Genomic DNA, 19,519 nt, shown 5'->3' with positions numbered 1-19,519 from the left:
GACCCCGACCCTGCCCGGGACCGCCCTCACCGGGTGCTGCGCGTGATCCGCCGGAGCGGCGACAGGGCGTATCCGGCGGTCACGTATCCCACGGCGGCCGACAGAGGGACGAGAGCGGCCAGGACGAGCGCGGTGGATGCCACCAGCGAGTCCTGGGGCTGCTGCCGCACGGGGGCCGGACAGGGGGCCGGTCCGCCGTCCGGCGCCCCCGGACAGCCGGCGGGCGCCAGTACGATCGCGGACTCCGAACGCACTTCGATGAGGGGATCGCTGCCCCTGCTCACGGCCTGCACCGCGAGCAGGTGGACCACGGCCAGCAGCGCCGTCCCGGCCAGCAGGAACACCCCGCCGTAGAGGCAGGTGAGACGTGAACGGGTCACGGACGGCCGCTGTGGCGCCATGCCGTGCGAGGCCGCGGAAACGGCACTCCCCACGGCATCGACGACGGCGCGGCCCCTGATCCGGATCGGCACCGGTACTCCCCCCTCAAGGCGTCATGAGCCCCGACCCCTCACTGTCGCCCTTCCTCCCCTAAGCAGAGCGTCAGCACCGGGCGCCGTACGGCGGATGCGCGGCCCCCGCACACCGGCGGAGCGCGCTCCGGGGCCGGTCAGAGCCCCCACGCGTGGACGCGTTCCGGATGGATCCGGATCACCTCCGGGCTGAAATGGGGACCGAGCTCGTGCGGGCCCGTCTCCAGCGTGGCGCGCCCCCGGATCTCGATGCCGCGCACCCGCCAGGGCCGGACGCTCACCAGGTCGTCCACGACCAGGGACAGCCGGGGATTCCCGTGCAGGTTGCGCCACTTCTTCGTCGTGCCCATCGCCATTCCGCCCACCAGGATCGTCCCGTCCTCCTGCGGGAAGAACCCCACCGGGTTCGCCTGCGGCTGACCGGCCGCGTCCACCGTGGCCAGGCGGCCCAGGTGCTGGGAACGCAGATACGCCAGTTCGGCCTCGCTGAAACCCTTGAAGTCCGTCATACCGCCCACCCTCGCAGCCACCGCCGCTCCCCGCATCGGGCTGCGGACTTAGGCCTTTCGGCTCGTCATCGACGGGGCCGGACGGAATACCGCAGGCCGATCGGCCACCTCACCCGTATGGATTTCCCGGCGGGCGCTGCATGCGTTCCGCGGCGAGTCTGGCCGTGTCCCCAGCTTTCGCCGGTACACCGTCCAGGCTCTGGTGCCCGGTGTGGAGCCGGTGGGAAAGGCCGTCCCATGCGCACCGACGACGATGTGCGGAATCTGCCCCCGTTCGTCCTCATGAGGATCAAGACGTCACGTGACTGGGACCGTTTCCTGGTCGCCCAGGCACAGCGCTACCTCGGCCGTGCTCTGCCCGAAGTCAGGGCACGCCGGCTGCACCGCAAGCTGACCCGTGTCGCGGCCGGCCTGAACGGCGACGCGGAGCGGCTGACGCCGGTGGACGTCTTCGCCCGTATGGAGCCCCTTCTGGAGTCCTTCTCGGAACTCGAGGACCTCTGCCCGCGCCCGAAGGTCTTCCCCGTCGGCATCCGCCGGCCCAAGCCGCTGACGGGCCCGGACGAAAGCGCCGGCCCGCTGCCGGACCCCTGGCTCGTCGCCGGTCCGCTGCCCGACCCCTGGCTCGTCGCCGGTCCGCTGCCGGACCCGTGGTTCGTCGCCGGTCCGTTGCCCGACCCCTGGTTCGTCGGTCTGACACCGGTCGAGGCACTGCCGGTTCTGGACGCACTCGACACCCTGGCCGAGGCGTTCACCGACGTCCAGGCCGCCCGGCAATTCGGCGAGGTCCTTGCCGATGCCCGGGACTTCTGGGACTGGGTCGTGTCGTGCCCCGAAGGAGACGCCGGCCCCGAGGTGTACGACCACAAGCAGGACGCCTTGCGGGCTGCGCACGAGCACAACGCCCAGTCCACTCCGAGGCATCACGCCAGCATCCGACTGTACGATCCCGAGCACGTGTAGCCGCGTACCACCGCCCACCGCCCACCGGCCGCTCAGCCCGGACGGTGGGCCTGGGCCTCCTTCAGGAGTTCCGTGTACGGCATCTGCGCCATCGAGCCGCGCACGAATGCCAGGCCGTACCGGTCGACGGCCCGCCTCTGCTCCTTGGGGTCGATGAGGTTGAAGTGCTTCCGGTCACCGGGACTCGCCACTTCCACGTAGACGACCGGCAGGCGGCGGTACAGCCACCAGACCGTCACGCGCTCCCGGCCTCGGGTCAGGTTCAGGAGCTCACTGCTCTGGGAGATCGCGGACTGGTACCTGAAGTATTCCTTGTCGGCCGGCGGGGGCGCCGGAGGGTCGTTGTCCTTCCCTTCCTTCTTGAGCTTTCCCCGCCACGTCCCGGAATTCTTGAAGGCAGCATCTATGGTCATCCGGTCCTGCCTGAACGCATAAGCCTCCACCTGGGCGGTGACCGCTTCGTAGTCGGCCTTTCCGGGGTTCTTGACCTCGACGACCACATCTTCCGAGATCTCCTCCTGCGGGCTCAACTCCCGCCCCGGCGGCTTGACCAGCTGGCCGGGTTTGAGCAACTTGTACCTGTCCTTCGGGTCGCTCGCGAGCTTGAGCTGGATCCAGTAGATGCTGCCGAGGATGTGGACCGGAACCTGGCCGGAGTTCTTGAGGAGCAGGCGGACCCGCAGGTACATCTTCGTCCCGTCCTTGTTCAGGGTCGGCATTCCGATCTCTGCCGAACCCTGCACCAGCGGACGCGTCATGGAGGGAAGGTAGACCTGGGTGTACGCCAGGTTGGTGATGACGAGGAGGGTGGAGACGATCGCCCCGACCGCGATGCGCCCGGGATAGCGGAGCACCGTCCACACCCGGCGGCGGCAGAGCACCCACAGGGACCATGAAGCACAGATCAGCATGCCCGCCCAGAGCGCCAGGCACAGCGTGTACGACGGCCTGTCCCTGCTGAAGAAATACATCAGGAGCAGCACCGAAGCGACGAAGAATTCGACCAGCGCTCCGAGGAGAAGGATCGGTCCTGAGTACTCCTTCTTGCGATTGCGCCAGTAGTCGAAACAGGTCGCCGCGGCGATCAGTTCCACTGCGGCCATGAACAGGAAGAGGAATCCGGTCACCCGCCCGGCGAAGGTGAGGGCGTCCAGGGAGTCCTTCATGCCTATCCAGAGGCACATCGCCGCAGTCACCAGGAAGCCGACTGCCATGACGGTGCCGGCGGTTCGCCGTCCCCAGCTGTGGGCCGGCCATACCGTGCAGTTTCCGCCGCGCCATTCGATGTCGGCATCGGGCGCCACGCCGGCGCGCTGCAGGATTTTCTGCAGTTCTTGGTGGCTCCACACCCTGCCTGCGGGTTTGCCGTCGATCACGATTTTCCGCAAGCCGTTGCCATCCGGTGGCTCTACGACCACATGGGGCTTGATTTCCATGGCATCAGCCTGCTCCCGCCATGGGGTGAACGCCCCCGGTATGCGCCTCACGGGAGCCGACTTCCGTGCAATGACGGGGATGCGGGCGTCACCCGAATGGAGCAGTAGGGTGCGCGGCTCGACGCGGTGCGGGGCGAGGCTGGTGACGACCGTGCACTCGTCCCTGCAGGAGGTTCTGATGCGTACACGACTTTGCTGGTTCATAGCCACCGTGATCGTGGCCGGTCTTGGTGCCGTGGCCCCCGCCGCGCACGCTGCCGTGCCCACCATCGACGGACAGACGTGCATGGACGGCGGCGGATCGGTGGAGTACGAATCCGCCCAGGGTTCGTGGATCTGCGTCGATGGCAGCTACAACGGCAAGCCGATCGACTGACGCGGCTACGGGACCTGCGGGTTCCCGTTCTTTTCGTCGTTCCCGTCGGTGAGCGGGGTGCCGCACCGGGTGCAGCAGTGCCCCTCGCCTGCGGCGTCCAGGCGTCCGCACGCGTCGCAGACGAGGTGCAGCAGGCAGGCCGGCTCGCCGGCGTCCGCCGGCAGCTGCCTGGCGGGGGAGGCCGGCGTGCCCGGAACGGACGTACCCATGGCGCCTCCACGACCGATCGAGTCAGGGGCTGAGAGCGTAACCCCCGATCGGGAGGGCCGCACCCCGGGCTGCCCGCGCCGGCCGGCGGGCGCCTACTGCGCCACCACCGCCCCCACCCACGCCCCCACCACCGTCAGGCACGCGAACAGCTCCACCAGCACGCTCGTCCCCACCGCCCGCATCACCGCCCGCACCGACGCCCAGGCCTCACCGTGCGTCCCCAGGCGGAGCCGCTCGCACAGGTAGATGCCGCCGATGAACCCCGGTACGGCCCCCACCACCGGCACCAGGACGAAGCCCAGGAGCGCCCCGGCCCCCGCGAACACCACCATCCGTGTCGTGATGCCCAGCCCCCGCACGTGCCGGGGCGGCAGCAGCCACTTCACCACCTGGACCACCAGCAGCAGGGCCGTCGCCGCGACCAGCAGGGACCACGCCGTCGCCGAGCGCACGTGCAGCGCCCACCACAGCAGCCCCGCCCACACCAGCCAGGTGCCCGGCACACCCGGGATCAGCACACCGACCACCCCGAGCAGCAGCACCAGCCCCACCAGCAGCAGCTGAGGCAGATCCATGCGCTCAGCCTGACCGACCAGGGGCTATCGGGCCACCCAGCCCCGCTCGTACGCGTGCCAGCCCAGCTGCAGCCGTGTCGTCACCCCGGACAGCTCCATCAGCCCCTTGACCCGCCGCTGCACCGTCCGCAGCCCCAGCTCCAGGTGCTTCGCCACGCTCGCGTCCGTCATGCCCGCCAGGAGCAGCGAGAGGATCTCCAGGTCCGTGGTGTCGGGGCTGCCCCCGGCCTCCTCCGCCGAACCGGCCGCCCCCAGCCGCAGCGGCAGCGACTCCCGCCACACCGCCTCGAACAGGCCGGTCAGGGACTCCAGCAGCCCTGACGCGTGCACCACCAGCGCCGCCGGCTCCGCCCCGCGGGCCGTCAGCGGGACCATGGCCAGCGTCCGGTCCGCGATCACCAGCTTCGTCGGGACCTCCGCCGTCACCCGGATCCGCTCGCCGCGCGCCAGTGCCGTCGACGCCTCCCGGATCCCGCTCGGCAGGGTCAGCACCTCCCGCTCGATGACCACCCGGTAGTCGACCCCGCGTACGGAGGCCCGGTCCTCCGCCTCGTTGTCGGTCCCCGTCACCACCTGAGGCCGGCCGGTGACCAGCGCGCAGACCTCCTTCTCCGCGCCCAGCTGGATCTGGTGGAAGCGGTGCGCCACCGCGCTCGCCCCCTGCACCACCTCCACCAGGTCGTGCACCGCCGGTTCGGACGCCTCCGCCCGGTACTCCTCGGCCAGCAGCGCCGCCGCCAGCTCCGCCTGCTCCAGCTCGTGCCGCTGCTGGGTCAGCAGCGCCCCCAGGGCCACCCCCGGCGGGGCCGCCACCCAGCGGCCGGGCCGGGCCGAGGACTGCGCCGCCAGCCCGTGCCGCTCCAGGTGACGCAGGGCCCGTTCGGTGTGCGGCACCGGCAGTGTCAGCCGGTGCGCGAGATCGGGTACCTCCGCGGCCCCCAGCGCGACCAGCGCGCGGTACGCCGACTCCTGGCCCTCGTCCAGGCCTATGGCACCCAGCAACCCGTCCACCCACCTTTCGACACGCGCCTGGCGGGAAGCGGCCACGGCGCAAACCCGCCGCGGACATCATCGCCGCACCCGATGCCACTCTGCCAAGGTGACGCCACCGCAGCACCAACATCCGCCGGTCGGAAGCCATTTACGCGGCGCTTCGCCGTGCAATGCAGCAGTTGGCCGGAATTCACCTGGGGAGAGCGATGCGTCCGATATCGCGTACGGCACTCGGGGCGGCCACCGCGGCCGTCCTGGCCGTCACCGCCATCGGCCCGACGGCGGCGCAGCCGGCCGACGGAACGCCCGGAGCGGGGAAGAGACCCCTCGTCGGCGGCGAGGCGGCCGGCAAGCGGCCCACGGCCCCCGTCACGGTGACCCTGGTCACCGGCGACCGGATCCTGGTGTCCACCGACGCGTCCGGCCGCACCGCCGCCACCGCGATGCCGCGCCCGGACGGCTCGCAGCCGCTCGTGCAGACCCGGCAGTCGGGCACGGACCTGTACGTCTACCCCGAGGGCGCGGTGGGGGCCCTCGCCGCCGGCACGGTCGACCACGAGCTCTTCAACGTCACCGGCCTCGTCCGGCAGGGCTACGACGACGCGCACACCAGGAAGCTGCCGCTCATCGCGGTCTACGACGGATCCGTGAACGTGGCGCGCAGCGCCCCGCCCACGCCCCGCGGCGCCGACCGCTCCCTCGTCCTCGGCTCCATCGGCGCCGTCGCCCTCACCGCCGACAAGGAGCAGGCCGCCGCCTTCTGGTCGGACGTCACCGGTACGGACCCCCGCGCGCGCTCCGTGGCGGGCGGGCTGAAGAAGCTGTGGCTGGACGGCAAGGTCCAGGCGAACCTGGAGCGTTCCACGAAGCAGGTGGCCGCCACCGCCGCCTGGGCCGCCGGATACGACGGCAAGGGCACCAAGGTCGCCGTACTCGACACCGGAACGGACCTGGACCACCCCGACCTCCGGGGCCGCGTCACCGCGTCGAGGAACTTCACCGACTCCGACACCGACGCGGACCGGCAGGGCCACGGCACCCACACCATCTCCACCGTCGGCGGCTCCGGCGCCGAGAGCGGCGGCGCCAGGAAGGGCGTGGCCCCCGGCGCCGAGCTGCTCAGCGGAAAGGTCCTGAACGACGGGGGCTACGGCCTCGATTCGTGGATCATCGCGGGCATGGAGTGGGCCGTCGAAGCCAAGGCCGACGTGGTCTCCATGAGCCTGGGCGACCCCTCGCAGACCGCCTGCGACGACCCGCTCGCCGCCGCAGCCGAACGGCTCTCCCGGCAGGGCCCGCTCTTCGTCGTCGCCGCCGGCAACTCCGGCCCCGGCAACAACACGGTCTCCTCGCCCGGTTGCGCCGCCTCCGTCCTGACCGTGGGCGCCGTCGACCGGGACGACAGTACGGCCGTCTTCTCCAGCCGCGGCCCGGCCGGACCCCAGCACACCCTCAAGCCCGAGATCGCCGCACCCGGCGTCGGCATCTCCGCCGCCGCCGCCGGCGGCCGCGGGGTGTACGCCTACCGGTCCATGTCCGGCACCTCGATGGCCACCCCGCACGTCGCGGGCGCCGCCGCCGTCGTCAAGCAGCGCCACCCCGACTGGACCGCGCAGCAGATCAAGGCTGCCCTCGTCGGCTCGGCCGCCACCACCGTCCCCGGGGACGTACGGGAGACCGGCGGCGGCCGCCTCGACGTGAAGGCCGCCCTCGACACCACCGTGACCGGTGCGCCCGCCGTCCAGGGCGGCACGTACAACTGGCCGCAGGACCGCAGCGACCGCACCACCGTCGAGGTCCCGTACACCAACCTCGGCAAGAGCCCCGTCACCCTGAACCTGGCCGTCGAGAAGGTCACCGGCAACGACGGCTCGCCCGTCCGCGCCCAGGTGGCCCGCCTGGAGAGGCGTACGGTGACCGTCCCGGCCGGCGCCACCACCAGGGTGCCGCTCACCCTCGACCCGGCGGCGAAGCTGGAGCGCTCCCAGTACGGGGACGTCACCGGCCGCGTCGTCGCCACCGCGAACGGCGTCCGCGTCTCCACCCCCTTCTCCCTCTACGCCGAGCCCGAGACCGTGACCCTGCGCGTCAAGCTCGTCGACCGCGCGGGCCGGCCCGCCGCCGGGCCCTCCTCGCTGGACGTGATCGGCACCGACGACGCCGGCGGCGAGCGCCGCTTCAACGAGGGCTCCGCGGACCAGGTCTACCGGGTGCGCCCGGGCGCGTACTTCCTCTCCGCCTTCGTCGCCACCCCCGACCGGGGAGAGGGAGAGGGCGACAGGCTGCTCGACTCCCTGACCTACCTCGGCCGCCCCCAGGTCGAACTGAAGAAGGACACCACCGTCGTCCTGGACGCCCGTAAGGCCGGGCGCCTGGACATCGCCGCCGACAAGCCGGTCGAGGCCCGCAACACCACCCTCGGATTCGCCCGCAGCTGGGACGGCGTATGGCTGCACGCGGGCACGGCCATGGGCGGCCGCACCATCCGCGGCTTCTACGCCTCCGTCGAAGGCCGCGCCGAGGACGGCGACTTCGAGTTCGCGTCCTACTGGCGGGCGGCCGCCCCGCTCGTCTCCGAGCTGAAGGCCGGCGGCGGCCCGGTCCTGCACCCGATCACCGCGTCCACCGGCAGCGACAACCTCGACGGGACCGGCAGCGCGCCGCTCGTCGACGCCGGCTCCGGCACCCCCGGGGAACTCGCCGCGGCGGGCGCCGACGGCGCGGTCGTCCTCGTGAAGGCGGCCGACGGCGCACTGCACGAGGCCGCGCAGAACGCGCGGGCCGCCGGCGCCGTGGCGGTCCTCGCCCACCGCGAGGCCCCCGGCCGCTGGGCCGGCTCCACCGGCTACGCGGGCGGCTCACTGCCCGCGCTGACCATCGAGAGCGCCGAGGCGAAGGCGCTGCTGGCCAGGCTCGCGACCGGCAAGGTCACCCTGTCCTGGAAGGCCGAGTCGCAGAGCCCGTACGTCTACTCCCTCGCCCTCCCCGAGACCGGTGAGGTCAAGAGCGGCGGCCACACCTACCGGGTGCGCGACCGTGACCTCGGACAGACCGTGTCCACGTACAACTCCATGGGTGTCGCGGCCGACTTCGTGGACATGGCCGGGGCCTACCGGCCGATCGGCACCGCCGTGTACTTCGGCGGGATCGAGACCGTCGCTGCTCCGGGGACGCGCACCGAGTACCACTCCGCCGGGGACACCGCCTGGGACCAGCTGCTCTCCAGCAGCTTCCCCTGGGGCGAGTTCATGGTCGGCGAGCAGCGCACCTACGCCAAGGGGCAGAAGAACAACGCCACTTGGTACGACGGCATCACCGGCCCGGTCGCGCCGCGCGACCTCGCGGGCCAGGAGACCCTCGCCGCCGAGCGGCAGGGCAACCTGATCGGCTTCGCCCCCGCCATGTGGGGCGACAGCGGCCACGCCGCGCAGCCGGGCTCCTTCGGTGACATCGGCTCACTCGTCCTGGAGCGGGGCGGTGAGGTCGTCGGGGAGAGCTGGTACCCGTTCGGGGTCTTCGAAGTGCCGGCGCAGGAGGGCCGGTACGAACTCACCCAGTCCATCGAGAAGATCGGCCCGCCCGCCCGGGTCTGGCAGCGCTCCACCGCCGTGCAGACCACCTGGGGCTTCTCCTCGGAGCTCGACCCGTCGGCGTACTCGCAGGGGCTGGCGATCCTCTTCCCGCGGTACACGGCCCCGCTCGACGGCATGAAGACGGTCGCGGCGGCGGACGGCCAGAACATCGGGCTGGCCGTCACCGGACATGCGGGCTACACCCCGGGTGCGCTGAAGTCGGCGAAGCTGTCGTACTCCTACGACGGTGAGCACTGGACGCAGGCGAAGGTGAGCGAGCGGGGCGGCCGGTGGAGCGCGGTCGTCGACCACGCCGGAGCCTCCGGCAGGCCCGTGTCGCTGAAGGCCGAACTGACCGACGCGAAGGGCGCCACGGTCACCCAGACGACCGTACGGGCGTACGACGTGCGCTGACCCGTACGGGTGCGATATGAGGGGTCCACCGGACGGCGGTCCGGTGGACCCTTTTCGCGCATTCGGCGTTTTCCGCCCCCATGGGAGGCCGAGAATGGAGCCATGAGTCAGCAGGGCGCGGACGACTGGTGGCAGAAGCTCTACGAGGGCCCGGACGCGGGAGCGGAACCCGACCCGGGGGACACCCTGGACAACCGGTTCCGCTCGGCGGCGGGCGTGACGACGGAACCGGCACCGGGCACGGCACCGGTACCGGGCACGGCACCGGCATCGGCGTCGCCGCCGGCCACGGGCCCGGCACCGGGCCTCGTGCCGGACCCGGGCCCGCCGGAACCCCCGCGCGCCCCGGAGCCTCTTCTTCCCGGCCCCCGGCAGGGGGAGCCGGCACCGACCCCGACCCTGCCCACCCTCCCGCCGCCGCGGGACCCCCGGGCGGGCGACGCCACGGGGTACGCGCTCGGAGGAGTGGCCGTACCACCGGTGCGCGGGCCCGAGCTTCCGGTGCGGCACCGGGATGCGCCGAGCCCGGAGGCCTGGTTCGACCCGGACCCGGACCCGCAGCCCCGGCCGCAGCCGGAGTCCGTGGCCGACTCCGACCCGGGGCCCGAGCCCGGGCCCGGGCCGGTGGCGGCCGGACCGGAGGCCGTCCGGCCCCAGGTCTCCCACCTGGGCGACCGCGCCCCCACCTACGCCCCCGAACCCGGCGCCCTCCCGCCCGCCGACCCGGCCGCCGTCGAGGGGCTGACCCCGGACACCGTCCTGGAGGGGGCCCGCTACGGCACCTACACCCTGCGCGCCGCCTCCCTGCGCGGGGACTCCGCCCGCTACCGGGGCGAGGCCCGCCGCGACTTCCTGCTCACCGCCCGCTTCGGCAGCGGTGACGACGCGCTGGTCCTGGTCGCCCTCGCGGGCGGGGACCGGGCCGCCCCCGGCGCCGCCGAAGCCGCCGCCGAACTGTGCCGCACCGTCGCGGCCGCCGTCGGGCGCAGCCAGGAACGCCTGGCCGACGACATCCGCGCCGGGCGCCGCGACGCCCTGCGCTCGGGCCTGCAACGGCTCACCGACCGGGGCTACGGGCGACTGCGGGCCCGCGCGGCCGAGCTGGGGCTCGCGGAACCGGCGTACACCGCCGGGCTGCGCGGGCTGCTGCTCCCCGTGGACCCGGCATGCCGCACCCGGGTGTGCTTCGGCGCGGGCGCGGGCGGCCTGTTCCGGCTCCGCTCGGGGCAGTGGCAGGACCTGGAACCCGCCGGGCAGCAGGCCGAGGACACCGAGGGCGGTTTCCGCTTCCGCGCGGCCGTGGCCCGGCCCGGCGACACCCTGCTCCTGTGCTCCGGGGGCCTGGCGGAACCGATGCGGGAGGAGGCCGCCCTCCCGGCGGAGCTCGCCGCCCGCTGGGCCGGTCAGGAGCCGCCGGGCCTCGCGGCCTTCCTCGCGGACACCCAGCTCCGCCTCAAGGGGTACGCCGACGACCGCACTGCTGCCGCGGTCTGGGAGGCCTGACCGGGCACCCGTGGCCCCGGTGTCTCGCTGATGCAGCGTGCTTGCGCCGGTGCGCCCCGCGGCGCGTGGCTGCGGGGCGCACCGTGAGATTCAGTCGACCAGCTCCCCGTTGCGCGTTCCGCCCTCGCAGATGTTGTTCGCCCCGACCTTTCCGCCGCCGTCGATGCACTCACCAGGGGTGGGGTTTTCGGTGACGGCGACGGTGGGGGTGGCAGGGGCGGCGGACGCGGTGGCAGCACCAGTGAGGCCGAGTCCGGCGAGGGCTGCCGTGGCGATGACGGCGGCGAAAGTTCGTCGAATGCGCATGTGGTTTCCCTTTCACGGATTGCCTCGGTTGGGGCACTCACCAGCTTGATCTTCACCCATCTGGGTGGCGCGCTGGATTACTCCATTCGGGTGAGTCCTGCCGAGAGTCTCGGCAGGCGAACGCGCCGTGTTCACCGTCGGCACCGGCATGTGCAACGGGTGGGCGGCGCGCTATCTTTCCCGAACGGCGAACGGAGCATCATCGGCTCCTTTGGCCACGGCTCCATGGCCGGCGCCCTTCCACCGGTCATCGGCTCACGGTTCACCGGCCGGAACCGTCAAGTGCTGTCGAGGCCGGACGCGGCGGTTTCTCGATGCCGAGGGGAGATTTCCTCACCCCGGTGCAGTACGGCCTGCCCGTCAAAGTGGTCCTCTTCACCAGCTCATCCGTCGGAAAGGCCGCGTGGGAGATGCCGGTTTCCGGCCTGCCCTCCTGCGGGGCGGGGGGCAGGAACCCCGGCTTCGCCGCCCTCGCCCGCATGGTGGGGGCGCAGGGGGGCCGTGTGGAGAACCCCCAGCAGCTCACAGGGGCTTTGAAGGGCGCATTCCGGCATTCGGGACCCGCTCCGACGGACAGGGTGACGGACCCGGCCGGCCTGTCGGTTCCTCCGAAGTCCGGTGTCTTCACGGTGACCGGATTCGCACGGTCCGACAGCAAGATCATGTGGGGAGGGGAGGGGGGTCGCATGATCCGGATGGCTCGATCCGGCCTCCGCAACGCGCCCCGCCCGTAAGCCCGCAGGAGTGCGGAACCGCCCGGGGGGCATGCATCCCGTAGACCTGTTCGAGAGCAAGGACACGGGAGGGACATCGCCGTGCGGGTGGGGGCGAAGACCGGGAAGCTGTGGGGGAGAGGGAGGCCGGTGCCGCGCGAGCCGTCCGCCGACGAGGACGGGGAAGCGGTGGACACGCTGCGGATCACCCGGAGCGTACGCCGGGCCGACCTGAAGGCGGTCGGCGAAGTCCGCCGGGCTCTGCGGGAGTTGATGCGCCACCGGTGCAGGACCGATGCCGCCGAGGTGGCCGAGCTGCTGATCACCGAGCTCGTCACCAACGCGCTCGTCCACACCGACCGGGGCGCGGAGGTGCACGCGAGTCTCGCCGCCACCCGCTTACGGGTAGAGGTCCGGGACTACGCCGCACGCCGTCCCCGGCCGTACGTACCGACCGCCGACGACGGTACGCACGGCCGGGGACTGGTGCTGGTGCAGGCGCTCGCCGACGACTGGGGCGTGGACGCGCTGGCCCTGGGCAGCGGCAAGGTGGTGTGGTTCGAGCTCGACGGACGGCACGACGCGCCGTACGACGGGCCCTACGACGGAGGGCCCGCCTGAACAGGCGGGCCCCGCGGGGTTCCCCGTACGGGCGGACCGGGTCAGCCGAACTGCTGCTCCAGGTCCTTCAGTTTGCGCTCCAGCGAGTCCAGCCGGGGAATGGTCTGGGTGTCGTCCTCGGCGGTGAGGTCCACCGTCCGGGTGCCGGTCACGTCAATGGATTCGGTTCGGTTGACGGCCTGCAGGGAGGGCCGGCGTCGCAGGGGCAGCTGTCCTGATTCCGGTATGGCCGGCTCCGCGCCGACCGGCGCGGAGCCCGCTCCCTGCGTCAGTTCCGGGAGCTCGACCTGACGGCCGCGCGAACGCCCGAACGCCCGGTTCTGCCGGCCCAGCGCCTTGATGCGCGCCCGGTCCAGCCGGTTCTGATCGCGCCTGCGGTGCCGGTCCTGCTCCCGCTCCTTCTTGTCCTCGCGCACCTCGTCCACGGCCTCGTCGAGGGTGCGCACCCCCTCCAGCAGCATGAGCGACCAGGCGCCGAAGGTCTCCCGGGGGGCCCGCAGCCAGCGGACCATCCGGATCTGGGGCAACGGCCTCGGGATCAGGCCCTGTTCGCGCAGCGCCGCCCGGCGGGTCTGCTTGAGGGCGCGGTCGAAGAGCACGGCCGCCGAGAGCGACATCCCCGCGAAGAACTGCGGGGCCCCGTCGTGGCCCATGCCCCGCGGAGCGTGCACCCAGTTGAACCACGCGGCCGCGCCCGCGAACAGCCAGACGAGCATGCGCGAGCCCAGGGCCGCGTCACCGTGGCTGGCCTCGCGCACGGCGAGCACCGAGCAGAACATCGCGGCGCCGTCGAGGCCGAAGGGGACCAGGTACTCCCAGCCTCCGGAGAGGTTGAGATTCTGCCGGCCGAAGCCGACCAGCCCGTGGAAGGAGAGTGCGGCGGCGACCGCCGCACAGCAGAAGAGCAGAACGTACGAAGCGGTCCCGTAGACGGCTTCCTTGCGCCGCCGCCGTTCCTCGCTGCGCTCCCAGCTGTCGTCGGCCGCGGCCTTCTCGCTCTCGCGCTTGCCACGGGCCAGTACCGCAACTGCCGCAAGTACGCCCAGGATCAGCAGGCTGCCGGGCAGCAGCCAGTCCAGCGATATGTCGGTCAGTCTCATGCGGATGTCCCTTGCCTCGCGTATGCGGCCATGCGGCTGTACGGCTTTCCGGGCGCCATAGTGGCGTAGGCGGTGAGCGGTGCACGCGGGTTTCGGGGCAAGTGGACGCCATCGGGGGGCGGGGCCCGCCGGATAGGGTGTTGTGTCTCGAACTGGCGCCCGTACGAGCTGAGTTGTGTTCGATTACAGTCAGCCGTACGGGGTGGGTTCAGGCTGCGGTCGCCGCGAGCCGGGCGACGCGGTCGGCATCACAGGTCCGGGGACAGGTGACACAGGTGTCCTCGGGGCGGATGGTGTAGAAGAAGCAGCACCCGGCCCGGTCCCGGGTGGGCAGCTCCTCGCCGGCGGGTCCGGTGAGCGTACGGAACCCCGCGCCTCCGGAGAACGGGGCGGTGGACCCCGGCAGGAGCGCCTCCAGCTCGGCCATGGCCCGCTGCTCCTCGCCGAGCAGGTTGCCGATGTACCAGAGGCTCTCGACGACCTCGTCGGTCACCATGCCCCACAGGGCGCGGCGGCCGCGCCGCATGCGCGGGCCGAAGCCTTCCAGGAGCGGTCCGAGGTGCTGGGCCACCACGGCCCGTACCTCGTCGCGCAGCGCCTCCTCGTCGGGCACGACACGGGCCCCCGGGAGTGCGGCCGCCGGATCGTCCGGCAGGCAGGCGAAGTCGCCGATGTGCACGCTGAGCCGGCCGAGGGTCCGGTGGAAGGCCACCTCGGCGACCGGGAGGCGGGGGACCCGCCGGTGCAGGAACCACGGCAGGGTGATCAGCAGGCAGGCCGGCCACGCGTACCGGTGCAGCCCGAAGCCCGCGATCACATCGGGGCGGGCCTGGGTCCCGTAGTCCCGCAGGACCTGGGCGTTGTCCCAGGCGAGGTAGGCGTCCAGGGCCGGGCCGCCGGCCGCGAGCTCGTCCGCGCCGACCCATCCCGCACCGCGGGGGAGGGGTTCGCCGGCGGTTCGCTCGATCACCCGCAGTCCGCCGTACGCCTCGGCCAGCCTGGCGAATGCATCCGACACCGCAGAGCCGGGCGGGGCGGATGTGACAGCCGGGAAGGTCGTGACGGTCATGACGGGCCACCGAATCACAGAATCACACGATCGTTAACAGGTTAGCCTTACCTTACCTGATTCGGATCGATCCGCACCCCTCCCCGCGCGCGCCGTCACCTATTCTCAGGACAGGTCGAGACCCGGACGAGGAGGACCGAGTGCACGAAACGGCCCACGCCCGGGTTCCGGCACAAAGGCGGAAGGTGTTGCGCCATTCGGTGCGCGGTCAGGTGCTCGACGCGCTGCGCGCGGCCTTGATCGACGGCGAGCTGGTGCCGGGGGAGATCTACTCGGGCCCGGCCCTGGGGGAGCGCTTCGGGGTCTCCGCGACCCCCGTGCGTGAGGCGATGCAGCAGCTGGCCGTGGAGGGGGCGGTGGAATGCCTCCCCAACCGGGGCTTCCGCGTGCTCTCCCGCACGCCGGGGGAGCTCGCAGAGCTGGCCGAGGTGCGGGCGCTGCTCGAAGTCCCCGTGATGATCCGGCTGGCCCGCACGGTGCCTGCGGACGCCTGGGAAGCCCTGCGTCCGGCTGCGGCCGCCACGGCCGAGGCGGCGGCGGCCGGTGACCTGCCGGGGTATGCGGAGGCGGACCGGGACTTCCACCGGGCGGTGCTGCGGCTGGCCGGCAACGACCAGCTGGTGCAGGTGGCGGAGGAGCTCCACCGCCGGGCCCAGTGGCCCCTGCCGGGCGCTCCGCGGGTTCGGCGGGCCGATCTCGTCGCCGATGCGGCGGAGCACTCGGCGCTGCTGGAGGCGCTGATCGCGCGGGACCTCCCGGTGGTGGAGTCCCTGGTCCGCGAACACTTCGCAGGCTCCCCCGCCTGACCGGGGCCCCGCGCCCCGGTCGCCGGCGAGGCTCAGGACCGGGGCTCGGCCCCGGACCCCGCGCCTCAAACGCCGGCGAGGCTGAAGACGCGCTACGCCGCAGGCGAAGGGGTCGGGTGGAGTTGGTCCGCCAGCCAGGTGGGGATGCCGCCCAGCAGGTGGAACAGGCGGCGGGCCTCCGCGCGGAGCCGGGTGGCCTCCGGTTCCGGTTCGGCCTCGGCCAGCGCAGCCAGCGCCGGGGCCGTGCCGATCAGGAAGCCCAGGTCCTCCCGGATGCGCAGGGACTCCGCGAAGCCCTTGCGGGCCTCGGCCACCTCCCCGTCCCGCAGGGCCAGCGCGGCCAGGTGCCGCCAGGTGAAGGACAGCAGCAGGGTGTCCCCGTGCGCCTCCGCCCCCGCGTGGGCCCGGTGGTAGGCCGGCCGGGCCGACTGCGGGGCGTCCGCCAGGTGTTCGGCGACGAGCCCCCGCCGGAAGTCCAGCAGCGGGCGGGTCCGGGACTCCGGAGACAGCAGGGCCGCGGCCCGGCCGAGCGCGGAGCGGGCCTCGTCGGCCCGGTCGCGTACGCCGAGCACGGTGGCGGCGTAGGCCAGCTGGCCCCGTTCGCACGCGGCCGCGCCCCGGTCGTCGTCGTCCTGGGACACCGCCTCGGCGATCCGCAGTGCGTCCTCGGCCTCGGCCCAGCCCTGCCCGGTGAACAGGCACCGCTCGACCAGCAGCGAGGTCCGCTGCACGGCCGCCCCTGCACTACCGGGCTTGCCGATGTGCGGCGTCAGCAGTGCAGCCGCATCGGTCCAACAGCCGCGCGAGCGCAGCCGCCATATCGCCCGCTGGAGGGGGTCGTCCCCTCCGGTTGTTCCGGCACCCGACATGGCGGTGTCCGCCACATTGCCCTCCCCAAAGCAAGCAAGCAGCACATCGTTGAGCCCTGGGGCGAAATGAGAGCACGGATTCACGGCATCGGCCAAGGGGTTGGGTGAACTTTTTCACAAAGTCCGGACGGATCATCAGCCGCCCCGTGCCGGACCCCGGCGGCCGCGGGGCGGATCGTCTCAGCTCATCCGCAGTGCGAGGAAGAAGTCGAGCTTGTCCTCCAGCCGGGACAGGTCCCGCCCCGTCAACTGCTCGATTCGCCCGACGCGGTAGCGCAGCGTGTTGACGTGCAGGTGCAACCGCGTCGCGCAGCGGGTCCAGGAACCGTCGCAGTCCAGGAACGCCTCCAGCGTCGGGATGAGCTCCGCGCGGTGGCGCCGGTCGTAGTCCCGCAGCGGGTCCAGCAGCCGGGCCGTGAAGGCGCGGCGGACGTCGTCCGGGACGAACGGCAGCAGCAGCACGTGCGAGGCCAGCTCGTGGTGGCCCGCCGCGCAGACCCGGCCCGGGCGTGCGGCGGCCACCCGGCGGGCGTGCCGGGCCTCCTCCAGCGCGCCGCGCAGCCCCTCGGCGGAGTGCACGGCCGCGCTGACGCCCAGCGTGAGCCGGCCGTCGTCGGCCAGACCGGCCGCCAGGGGGTCCCGTACGACCGCGAGCAGCTCGTCGGCGTGCAGGGCGGAGTCCGGGCCCTTGTCCTCCCCGGCGTCCCCGGAGAGCGAGGGCAGCGGGACGAGGGCGATGGCCTCGTCACCCGCATGGGCCACGGCGATCCGGTCCGAGGGCTCGGGCCCCGAGATGGACGGGTCGACGAGGATCTCCTCCAGCAGCGACTGGGCCACCGGGCCGCCGGGGATGTCCCCGCCCTCCCAGTCCACCCGGGCCACGACGACCTGCCAGTGCGGGGCGGCGCCCAGCCCGGGCAGCAGCACCGGGGCCGCGACCCGCAGACGGGCGGCGATCTCGGCGGGCGGGGCACCCGTCTGGACCAGTTCGAGGACCTCTTGTGCGAGGCGGCGGCGCACGGTGCGGGCCGCGTCGCGCCGGTCCCGTTCCACGGCGATCAGCTGGGTGACGCCCTGCAGCAGGTCAAGGCGCTCGGCGGGCCAGTCGCCCGCGTCCGCCTCGACGGCCAGCAGCCAGTCCGAGAGCACGGTCTCTCGCACGTCCCGGGCCCCCGGACCGGCGGCCCCGCGCCCGTGTCCCCTGATCGGGAAGAGCGAGTAGGTAATACCCTGGATGGAGATCCGATGCGGCCCCCTGCGGCCCGTCCGGACCGCCGCAAGGTGCTCGCTCGCCAGTGCTGCGCACACGCCCGGCGCCAGCGGCTCGCCCGCCCCGGCGATCTGCCGGCCGGTGGGGGACAGCACCCAGGCCCGGAGATCGAGGTCGGTGGTGAGCAGATCGAGCACCACGTCGGGGCCGCCGCCGGCCGGACCCGAGGTCATCAGCCGGCGGTGTCGGTCCACGACGGCCGCGAGGTCTCCGGCGCGCTCGCCCGAGACCTGCCGGACGACGTACTCGGTGATCGTGGCGAATGCAACGTCCTCGTTCACGGCGAACAGCGGCAGCCGGTTGCGGACACAGGCCGAAACAAGATCATCGGGAATGGCCTGCAGTTCCGCCTCGCCCGCGGCGAGCCCGGCGACGCCCGCGCTCGCCAGGATTCGTACGAATGGCTCGGAGTCGGCTGAATTTCGTCTCCAGGCCAGGCCGGTCAGGACGAGTTCGCCCCCCGACAGGTACCGGCTGGGATCACGTAGGTCGGTCGTCATGACCCCGCGGACCGTCCGGTCGAGTTCTCCCTCGCCGCCGAGCAGCCGCAGCCCCAGCGCCTCGGTTTCCAGCAGTGCGCGCAGCCGCATGATGTCGCCGCCGATCTGTCTCGAATGTTGCCGTTGGAAATCGGGCAGGTCGTCGCATCCTGCCTTTCATACGAATCTACAAGACGAGGGAGGCCGTCAGCCAACTCCTTCATGGTTTCAGTGACTGCACCCGGCGGCGAGCGGCTTGTGTACTGGGTCCACACCGCGTTAACAGCACGTGAACGACCAGTCGAGGACTCTCAGGCCTCCTGGCTTGAAGTAAACGACACGATGAAGAAGAAGAGAGCCGCTCATGGACTTCCTTCGCCCCGCCAGCTGGGAGGAGGCGCTCGCCGCTAAGGCCGAGTTCCCCTCAGCTGTGCCGATTGCGGGTGGCACCGACGTGATGGTCGAGATCAACTTCGACCACCGCCGGCCGGAGTACCTCCTGGACCTGAACCGCATCGGTCTGCTGCGGGAATGGGAGGTCGGCGAGGATGTGGTTCGCCTGGGCGCCTCCGTCCCGTACACGCAGATCATGGAGAACCTCCGTACGGAGCTCCCGGGACTCGCGCTCGCCTCGCACACGGTCGCGTCCCCGCAGATCCGTAACCGCGGCGGCGTCGGCGGCAACCTCGGTTGCGCCTCGCCGGCCGGCGACTCGCACCCCGCGCTGCTCGCGGCGGGCGCCGAGGTCGAGGTGGAGTCCGTACGCGGCTCCCGCCTCATCCCGATCGACGAGTTCTACACCGGTGTGAAGCGCAACGCGCTCGCCGCCGACGAGCTCATCAAGACCGTTCACGTCAAGAAGGCGGACGGCCCCCAGCAGTACTCCAAGGTCGGCTCCCGGAACGCGATGGTCATCGCGGTCTGCGCGTTCGGTCTGGCGCTGCACCCGGAGACCCGCACGGTCCGTACCGGCATCGGTTCGGCCGCGCCGACCCCGATCCGGGCGAAGGCCGCCGAGGAGTTCCTGAACGCCGCGCTCGAAGAGGGCGGCTTCTGGGAGTCCGGCAAGGTCATCACCCCGTCGATCGCCAAGCAGTTCGGTGACCTCGCCTCCGGCGCGGCCAACCCGATCGACGACGTCCGCGGCACGGCGAAGTACCGCCGTCACGCGGTCGGCATCATGGCTCGCCGCCAGCTCGTCTGGACCTGGGAGCAGTACCGCGGTACCGGCAACGGCCGCTCGCTTGAAGGGGCTGCGTAAT

At 72.4% G+C, this 19,519-nt stretch carries 18 protein-coding genes and 1 pseudogene; 8 read left to right on the top strand and 11 right to left on the bottom strand.

Annotation, left to right across the window (positions count from 1 at the left end):
* Positions 1 to 26: 26 nt before the first annotated feature.
* Together KO717_RS07840 and KO717_RS07835 are read right to left on the bottom strand one after the other, a co-directional pair.
* Entirely contained in the window at positions 27 to 380 is a 354-nt protein-coding gene (locus tag KO717_RS07840; protein ID WP_301365353.1) for a hypothetical protein, read from the bottom strand.
* A gap of 230 nt (positions 381 to 610) precedes the next feature.
* Positions 611 to 982 (bottom strand): PPOX class F420-dependent oxidoreductase, encoded by a 372-nt coding sequence (locus tag KO717_RS07835; protein WP_301365351.1) that lies wholly within the window; start codon positions 980 to 982, stop codon positions 611 to 613.
* A 237-nt stretch (positions 983 to 1,219) separates the two neighbouring features.
* Here KO717_RS07835 and KO717_RS07830 point away from each other — a divergent pair, with 237 nt between their 5' ends.
* Complete coding sequence (locus tag KO717_RS07830) at positions 1,220 to 1,945, top strand: hypothetical protein (RefSeq protein WP_301365349.1); 726 nt, start codon at positions 1,220 to 1,222, stop codon at positions 1,943 to 1,945.
* A gap of 32 nt (positions 1,946 to 1,977) precedes the next feature.
* Here the strand turns inward: KO717_RS07830 and KO717_RS07825 are convergent, their stop codons facing one another.
* A complete protein-coding gene (locus KO717_RS07825) occupies positions 1,978 to 3,381 on the bottom strand; it encodes a hypothetical protein (protein WP_301365347.1) in 1,404 nt (467 codons plus the stop codon).
* A gap of 178 nt (positions 3,382 to 3,559) precedes the next feature.
* Here KO717_RS07825 and KO717_RS07820 point away from each other — a divergent pair, with 178 nt between their 5' ends.
* Positions 3,560 to 3,757 carry a hypothetical protein gene (locus KO717_RS07820; protein WP_301365345.1) on the top strand — a complete coding sequence of 66 codons (198 nt, stop codon included), beginning with the start codon at positions 3,560 to 3,562 and terminating at the stop codon, positions 3,755 to 3,757.
* Between the two features lie 5 nt (positions 3,758 to 3,762).
* Here KO717_RS07820 and KO717_RS07815 read toward each other — a convergent pair whose 3' ends face one another.
* The 3 genes from KO717_RS07815 to KO717_RS07805 all read right to left on the bottom strand — a co-directional run bounded on the left by KO717_RS07815 (position 3,763) and on the right by KO717_RS07805 (position 5,544).
* Positions 3,763 to 3,966 (bottom strand): hypothetical protein, encoded by a 204-nt coding sequence (locus KO717_RS07815; protein ID WP_301365344.1) that lies wholly within the window; start codon positions 3,964 to 3,966, stop codon positions 3,763 to 3,765.
* Between the two features lie 93 nt (positions 3,967 to 4,059).
* Positions 4,060 to 4,542 carry a DUF456 domain-containing protein gene (locus KO717_RS07810; protein WP_301365342.1) on the bottom strand — a complete coding sequence of 161 codons (483 nt, stop codon included), beginning with the start codon at positions 4,540 to 4,542 and terminating at the stop codon, positions 4,060 to 4,062.
* A gap of 24 nt (positions 4,543 to 4,566) precedes the next feature.
* A complete protein-coding gene (locus KO717_RS07805) occupies positions 4,567 to 5,544 on the bottom strand; it encodes a helix-turn-helix domain-containing protein (protein ID WP_301365341.1) in 978 nt (325 codons plus the stop codon).
* Positions 5,545 to 5,741: 197 nt separating this feature from the next.
* Here KO717_RS07805 and KO717_RS07800 point away from each other — a divergent pair, with 197 nt between their 5' ends.
* Positions 5,742 to 9,521: a S8 family peptidase gene (locus KO717_RS07800; protein WP_301365339.1), complete on the top strand. Its 3,780-nt coding sequence runs from the start codon at positions 5,742 to 5,744 to the stop codon at positions 9,519 to 9,521.
* A gap of 102 nt (positions 9,522 to 9,623) precedes the next feature.
* Positions 9,624 to 11,024 (top strand): protein phosphatase 2C domain-containing protein, encoded by a 1,401-nt coding sequence (locus KO717_RS07795; RefSeq protein ID WP_301365338.1) that lies wholly within the window; start codon positions 9,624 to 9,626, stop codon positions 11,022 to 11,024.
* A 90-nt stretch (positions 11,025 to 11,114) separates the two neighbouring features.
* Here the strand turns inward: KO717_RS07795 and KO717_RS07790 are convergent, their stop codons facing one another.
* Entirely contained in the window at positions 11,115 to 11,330 is a 216-nt protein-coding gene (locus KO717_RS07790) for a hypothetical protein (protein WP_053705012.1), read from the bottom strand.
* A 112-nt stretch (positions 11,331 to 11,442) separates the two neighbouring features.
* Here KO717_RS07790 and KO717_RS07785 point away from each other — a divergent pair.
* A pseudogene (locus KO717_RS07785) lies at positions 11,443 to 12,064 on the top strand (thiamine pyrophosphate-dependent enzyme); the annotation flags it as partial.
* A gap of 129 nt (positions 12,065 to 12,193) precedes the next feature.
* A complete protein-coding gene (locus KO717_RS07780) occupies positions 12,194 to 12,664 on the top strand; it encodes an ATP-binding protein (protein ID WP_301365336.1) in 471 nt (156 codons plus the stop codon).
* Between the two features lie 41 nt (positions 12,665 to 12,705).
* On the opposite strand, the gene KO717_RS07775 is transcribed toward KO717_RS07780, so the two are convergent.
* Positions 12,706 to 13,764 (bottom strand): DUF2637 domain-containing protein, encoded by a 1,059-nt coding sequence (locus tag KO717_RS07775; RefSeq protein WP_301365334.1) that lies wholly within the window; start codon positions 13,762 to 13,764, stop codon positions 12,706 to 12,708.
* A gap of 208 nt (positions 13,765 to 13,972) precedes the next feature.
* On the bottom strand, positions 13,973 to 14,833 hold the full coding sequence (locus KO717_RS07770) for a (2Fe-2S)-binding protein (RefSeq protein ID WP_301365332.1): 861 nt from the start codon (positions 14,831 to 14,833) through the stop codon (positions 13,973 to 13,975).
* Between the two features lie 140 nt (positions 14,834 to 14,973).
* On the opposite strand from KO717_RS07770, the gene KO717_RS07765 reads away from it, so the two are divergent.
* Positions 14,974 to 15,639 (top strand): GntR family transcriptional regulator, encoded by a 666-nt coding sequence (locus tag KO717_RS07765; RefSeq protein WP_301365330.1) that lies wholly within the window; start codon positions 14,974 to 14,976, stop codon positions 15,637 to 15,639.
* A 92-nt stretch (positions 15,640 to 15,731) separates the two neighbouring features.
* On the opposite strand, the gene KO717_RS07760 is transcribed toward KO717_RS07765, so the two are convergent.
* Positions 15,732 to 16,508, bottom strand: a complete 777-nt coding sequence (locus KO717_RS07760; RefSeq protein ID WP_301374410.1) for a hypothetical protein — start codon at positions 16,506 to 16,508, stop codon at positions 15,732 to 15,734.
* A gap of 180 nt (positions 16,509 to 16,688) precedes the next feature.
* Positions 16,689 to 18,368 carry a PucR family transcriptional regulator gene (locus KO717_RS07755; RefSeq protein WP_301365328.1) on the bottom strand — a complete coding sequence of 560 codons (1,680 nt, stop codon included), beginning with the start codon at positions 18,366 to 18,368 and terminating at the stop codon, positions 16,689 to 16,691.
* A gap of 253 nt (positions 18,369 to 18,621) precedes the next feature.
* On the opposite strand from KO717_RS07755, the gene KO717_RS07750 reads away from it, so the two are divergent.
* Positions 18,622 to 19,518 carry an FAD binding domain-containing protein gene (locus KO717_RS07750; protein WP_030715117.1) on the top strand — a complete coding sequence of 299 codons (897 nt, stop codon included), beginning with the start codon at positions 18,622 to 18,624 and terminating at the stop codon, positions 19,516 to 19,518.
* Position 19,519 lies beyond the last annotated feature (1 nt).

It is taken from the genome of Streptomyces xanthophaeus, from assembly GCF_030440515.1.
GTDB lineage: Bacteria > Actinomycetota > Actinomycetes > Streptomycetales > Streptomycetaceae > Streptomyces > Streptomyces kutzneri.
The sequence above is the reverse complement of the archived record's forward strand: the minus strand, read 5'-3'. Positions and strand labels throughout refer to the sequence as shown.

Excerpts from the sequence above, each read along its gene's own strand:
- KO717_RS07830 (WP_301365349.1), top strand. The coding sequence starts at position 1,220 with ATGCGCACCGACGACGATGTGCGGAATCTGCCCCCGTTCGTCCTCATG.
- KO717_RS07825 (WP_301365347.1), bottom strand. The coding sequence starts at position 3,381 with ATGGAAATCAAGCCCCATGTGGTCGTAGAGCCACCGGATGGCAACGGC.
- KO717_RS07815 (WP_301365344.1), bottom strand. The coding sequence starts at position 3,966 with ATGGGTACGTCCGTTCCGGGCACGCCGGCCTCCCCCGCCAGGCAGCTG.
- KO717_RS07800 (WP_301365339.1), top strand. The coding sequence starts at position 5,742 with ATGCGTCCGATATCGCGTACGGCACTCGGGGCGGCCACCGCGGCCGTC.
- KO717_RS07750 (WP_030715117.1), top strand. The coding sequence starts at position 18,622 with ATGGACTTCCTTCGCCCCGCCAGCTGGGAGGAGGCGCTCGCCGCTAAG.
- KO717_RS07835 (WP_301365351.1), bottom strand. The coding sequence starts at position 982 with ATGACGGACTTCAAGGGTTTCAGCGAGGCCGAACTGGCGTATCTGCGT.
- KO717_RS07770 (WP_301365332.1), bottom strand. The coding sequence starts at position 14,833 with ATGACCGTCACGACCTTCCCGGCTGTCACATCCGCCCCGCCCGGCTCT.
- KO717_RS07790 (WP_053705012.1), bottom strand. The coding sequence starts at position 11,330 with ATGCGCATTCGACGAACTTTCGCCGCCGTCATCGCCACGGCAGCCCTC.
- KO717_RS07755 (WP_301365328.1), bottom strand. The coding sequence starts at position 18,368 with ATGCGGCTGCGCGCACTGCTGGAAACCGAGGCGCTGGGGCTGCGGCTG.
- KO717_RS07795 (WP_301365338.1), top strand. The coding sequence starts at position 9,624 with ATGAGTCAGCAGGGCGCGGACGACTGGTGGCAGAAGCTCTACGAGGGC.
- KO717_RS07760 (WP_301374410.1), bottom strand. The coding sequence starts at position 16,508 with ATGTCGGGTGCCGGAACAACCGGAGGGGACGACCCCCTCCAGCGGGCG.
- KO717_RS07775 (WP_301365334.1), bottom strand. The coding sequence starts at position 13,764 with ATGAGACTGACCGACATATCGCTGGACTGGCTGCTGCCCGGCAGCCTG.
- KO717_RS07820 (WP_301365345.1), top strand. The coding sequence starts at position 3,560 with ATGCGTACACGACTTTGCTGGTTCATAGCCACCGTGATCGTGGCCGGT.
- KO717_RS07810 (WP_301365342.1), bottom strand. The coding sequence starts at position 4,542 with ATGGATCTGCCTCAGCTGCTGCTGGTGGGGCTGGTGCTGCTGCTCGGG.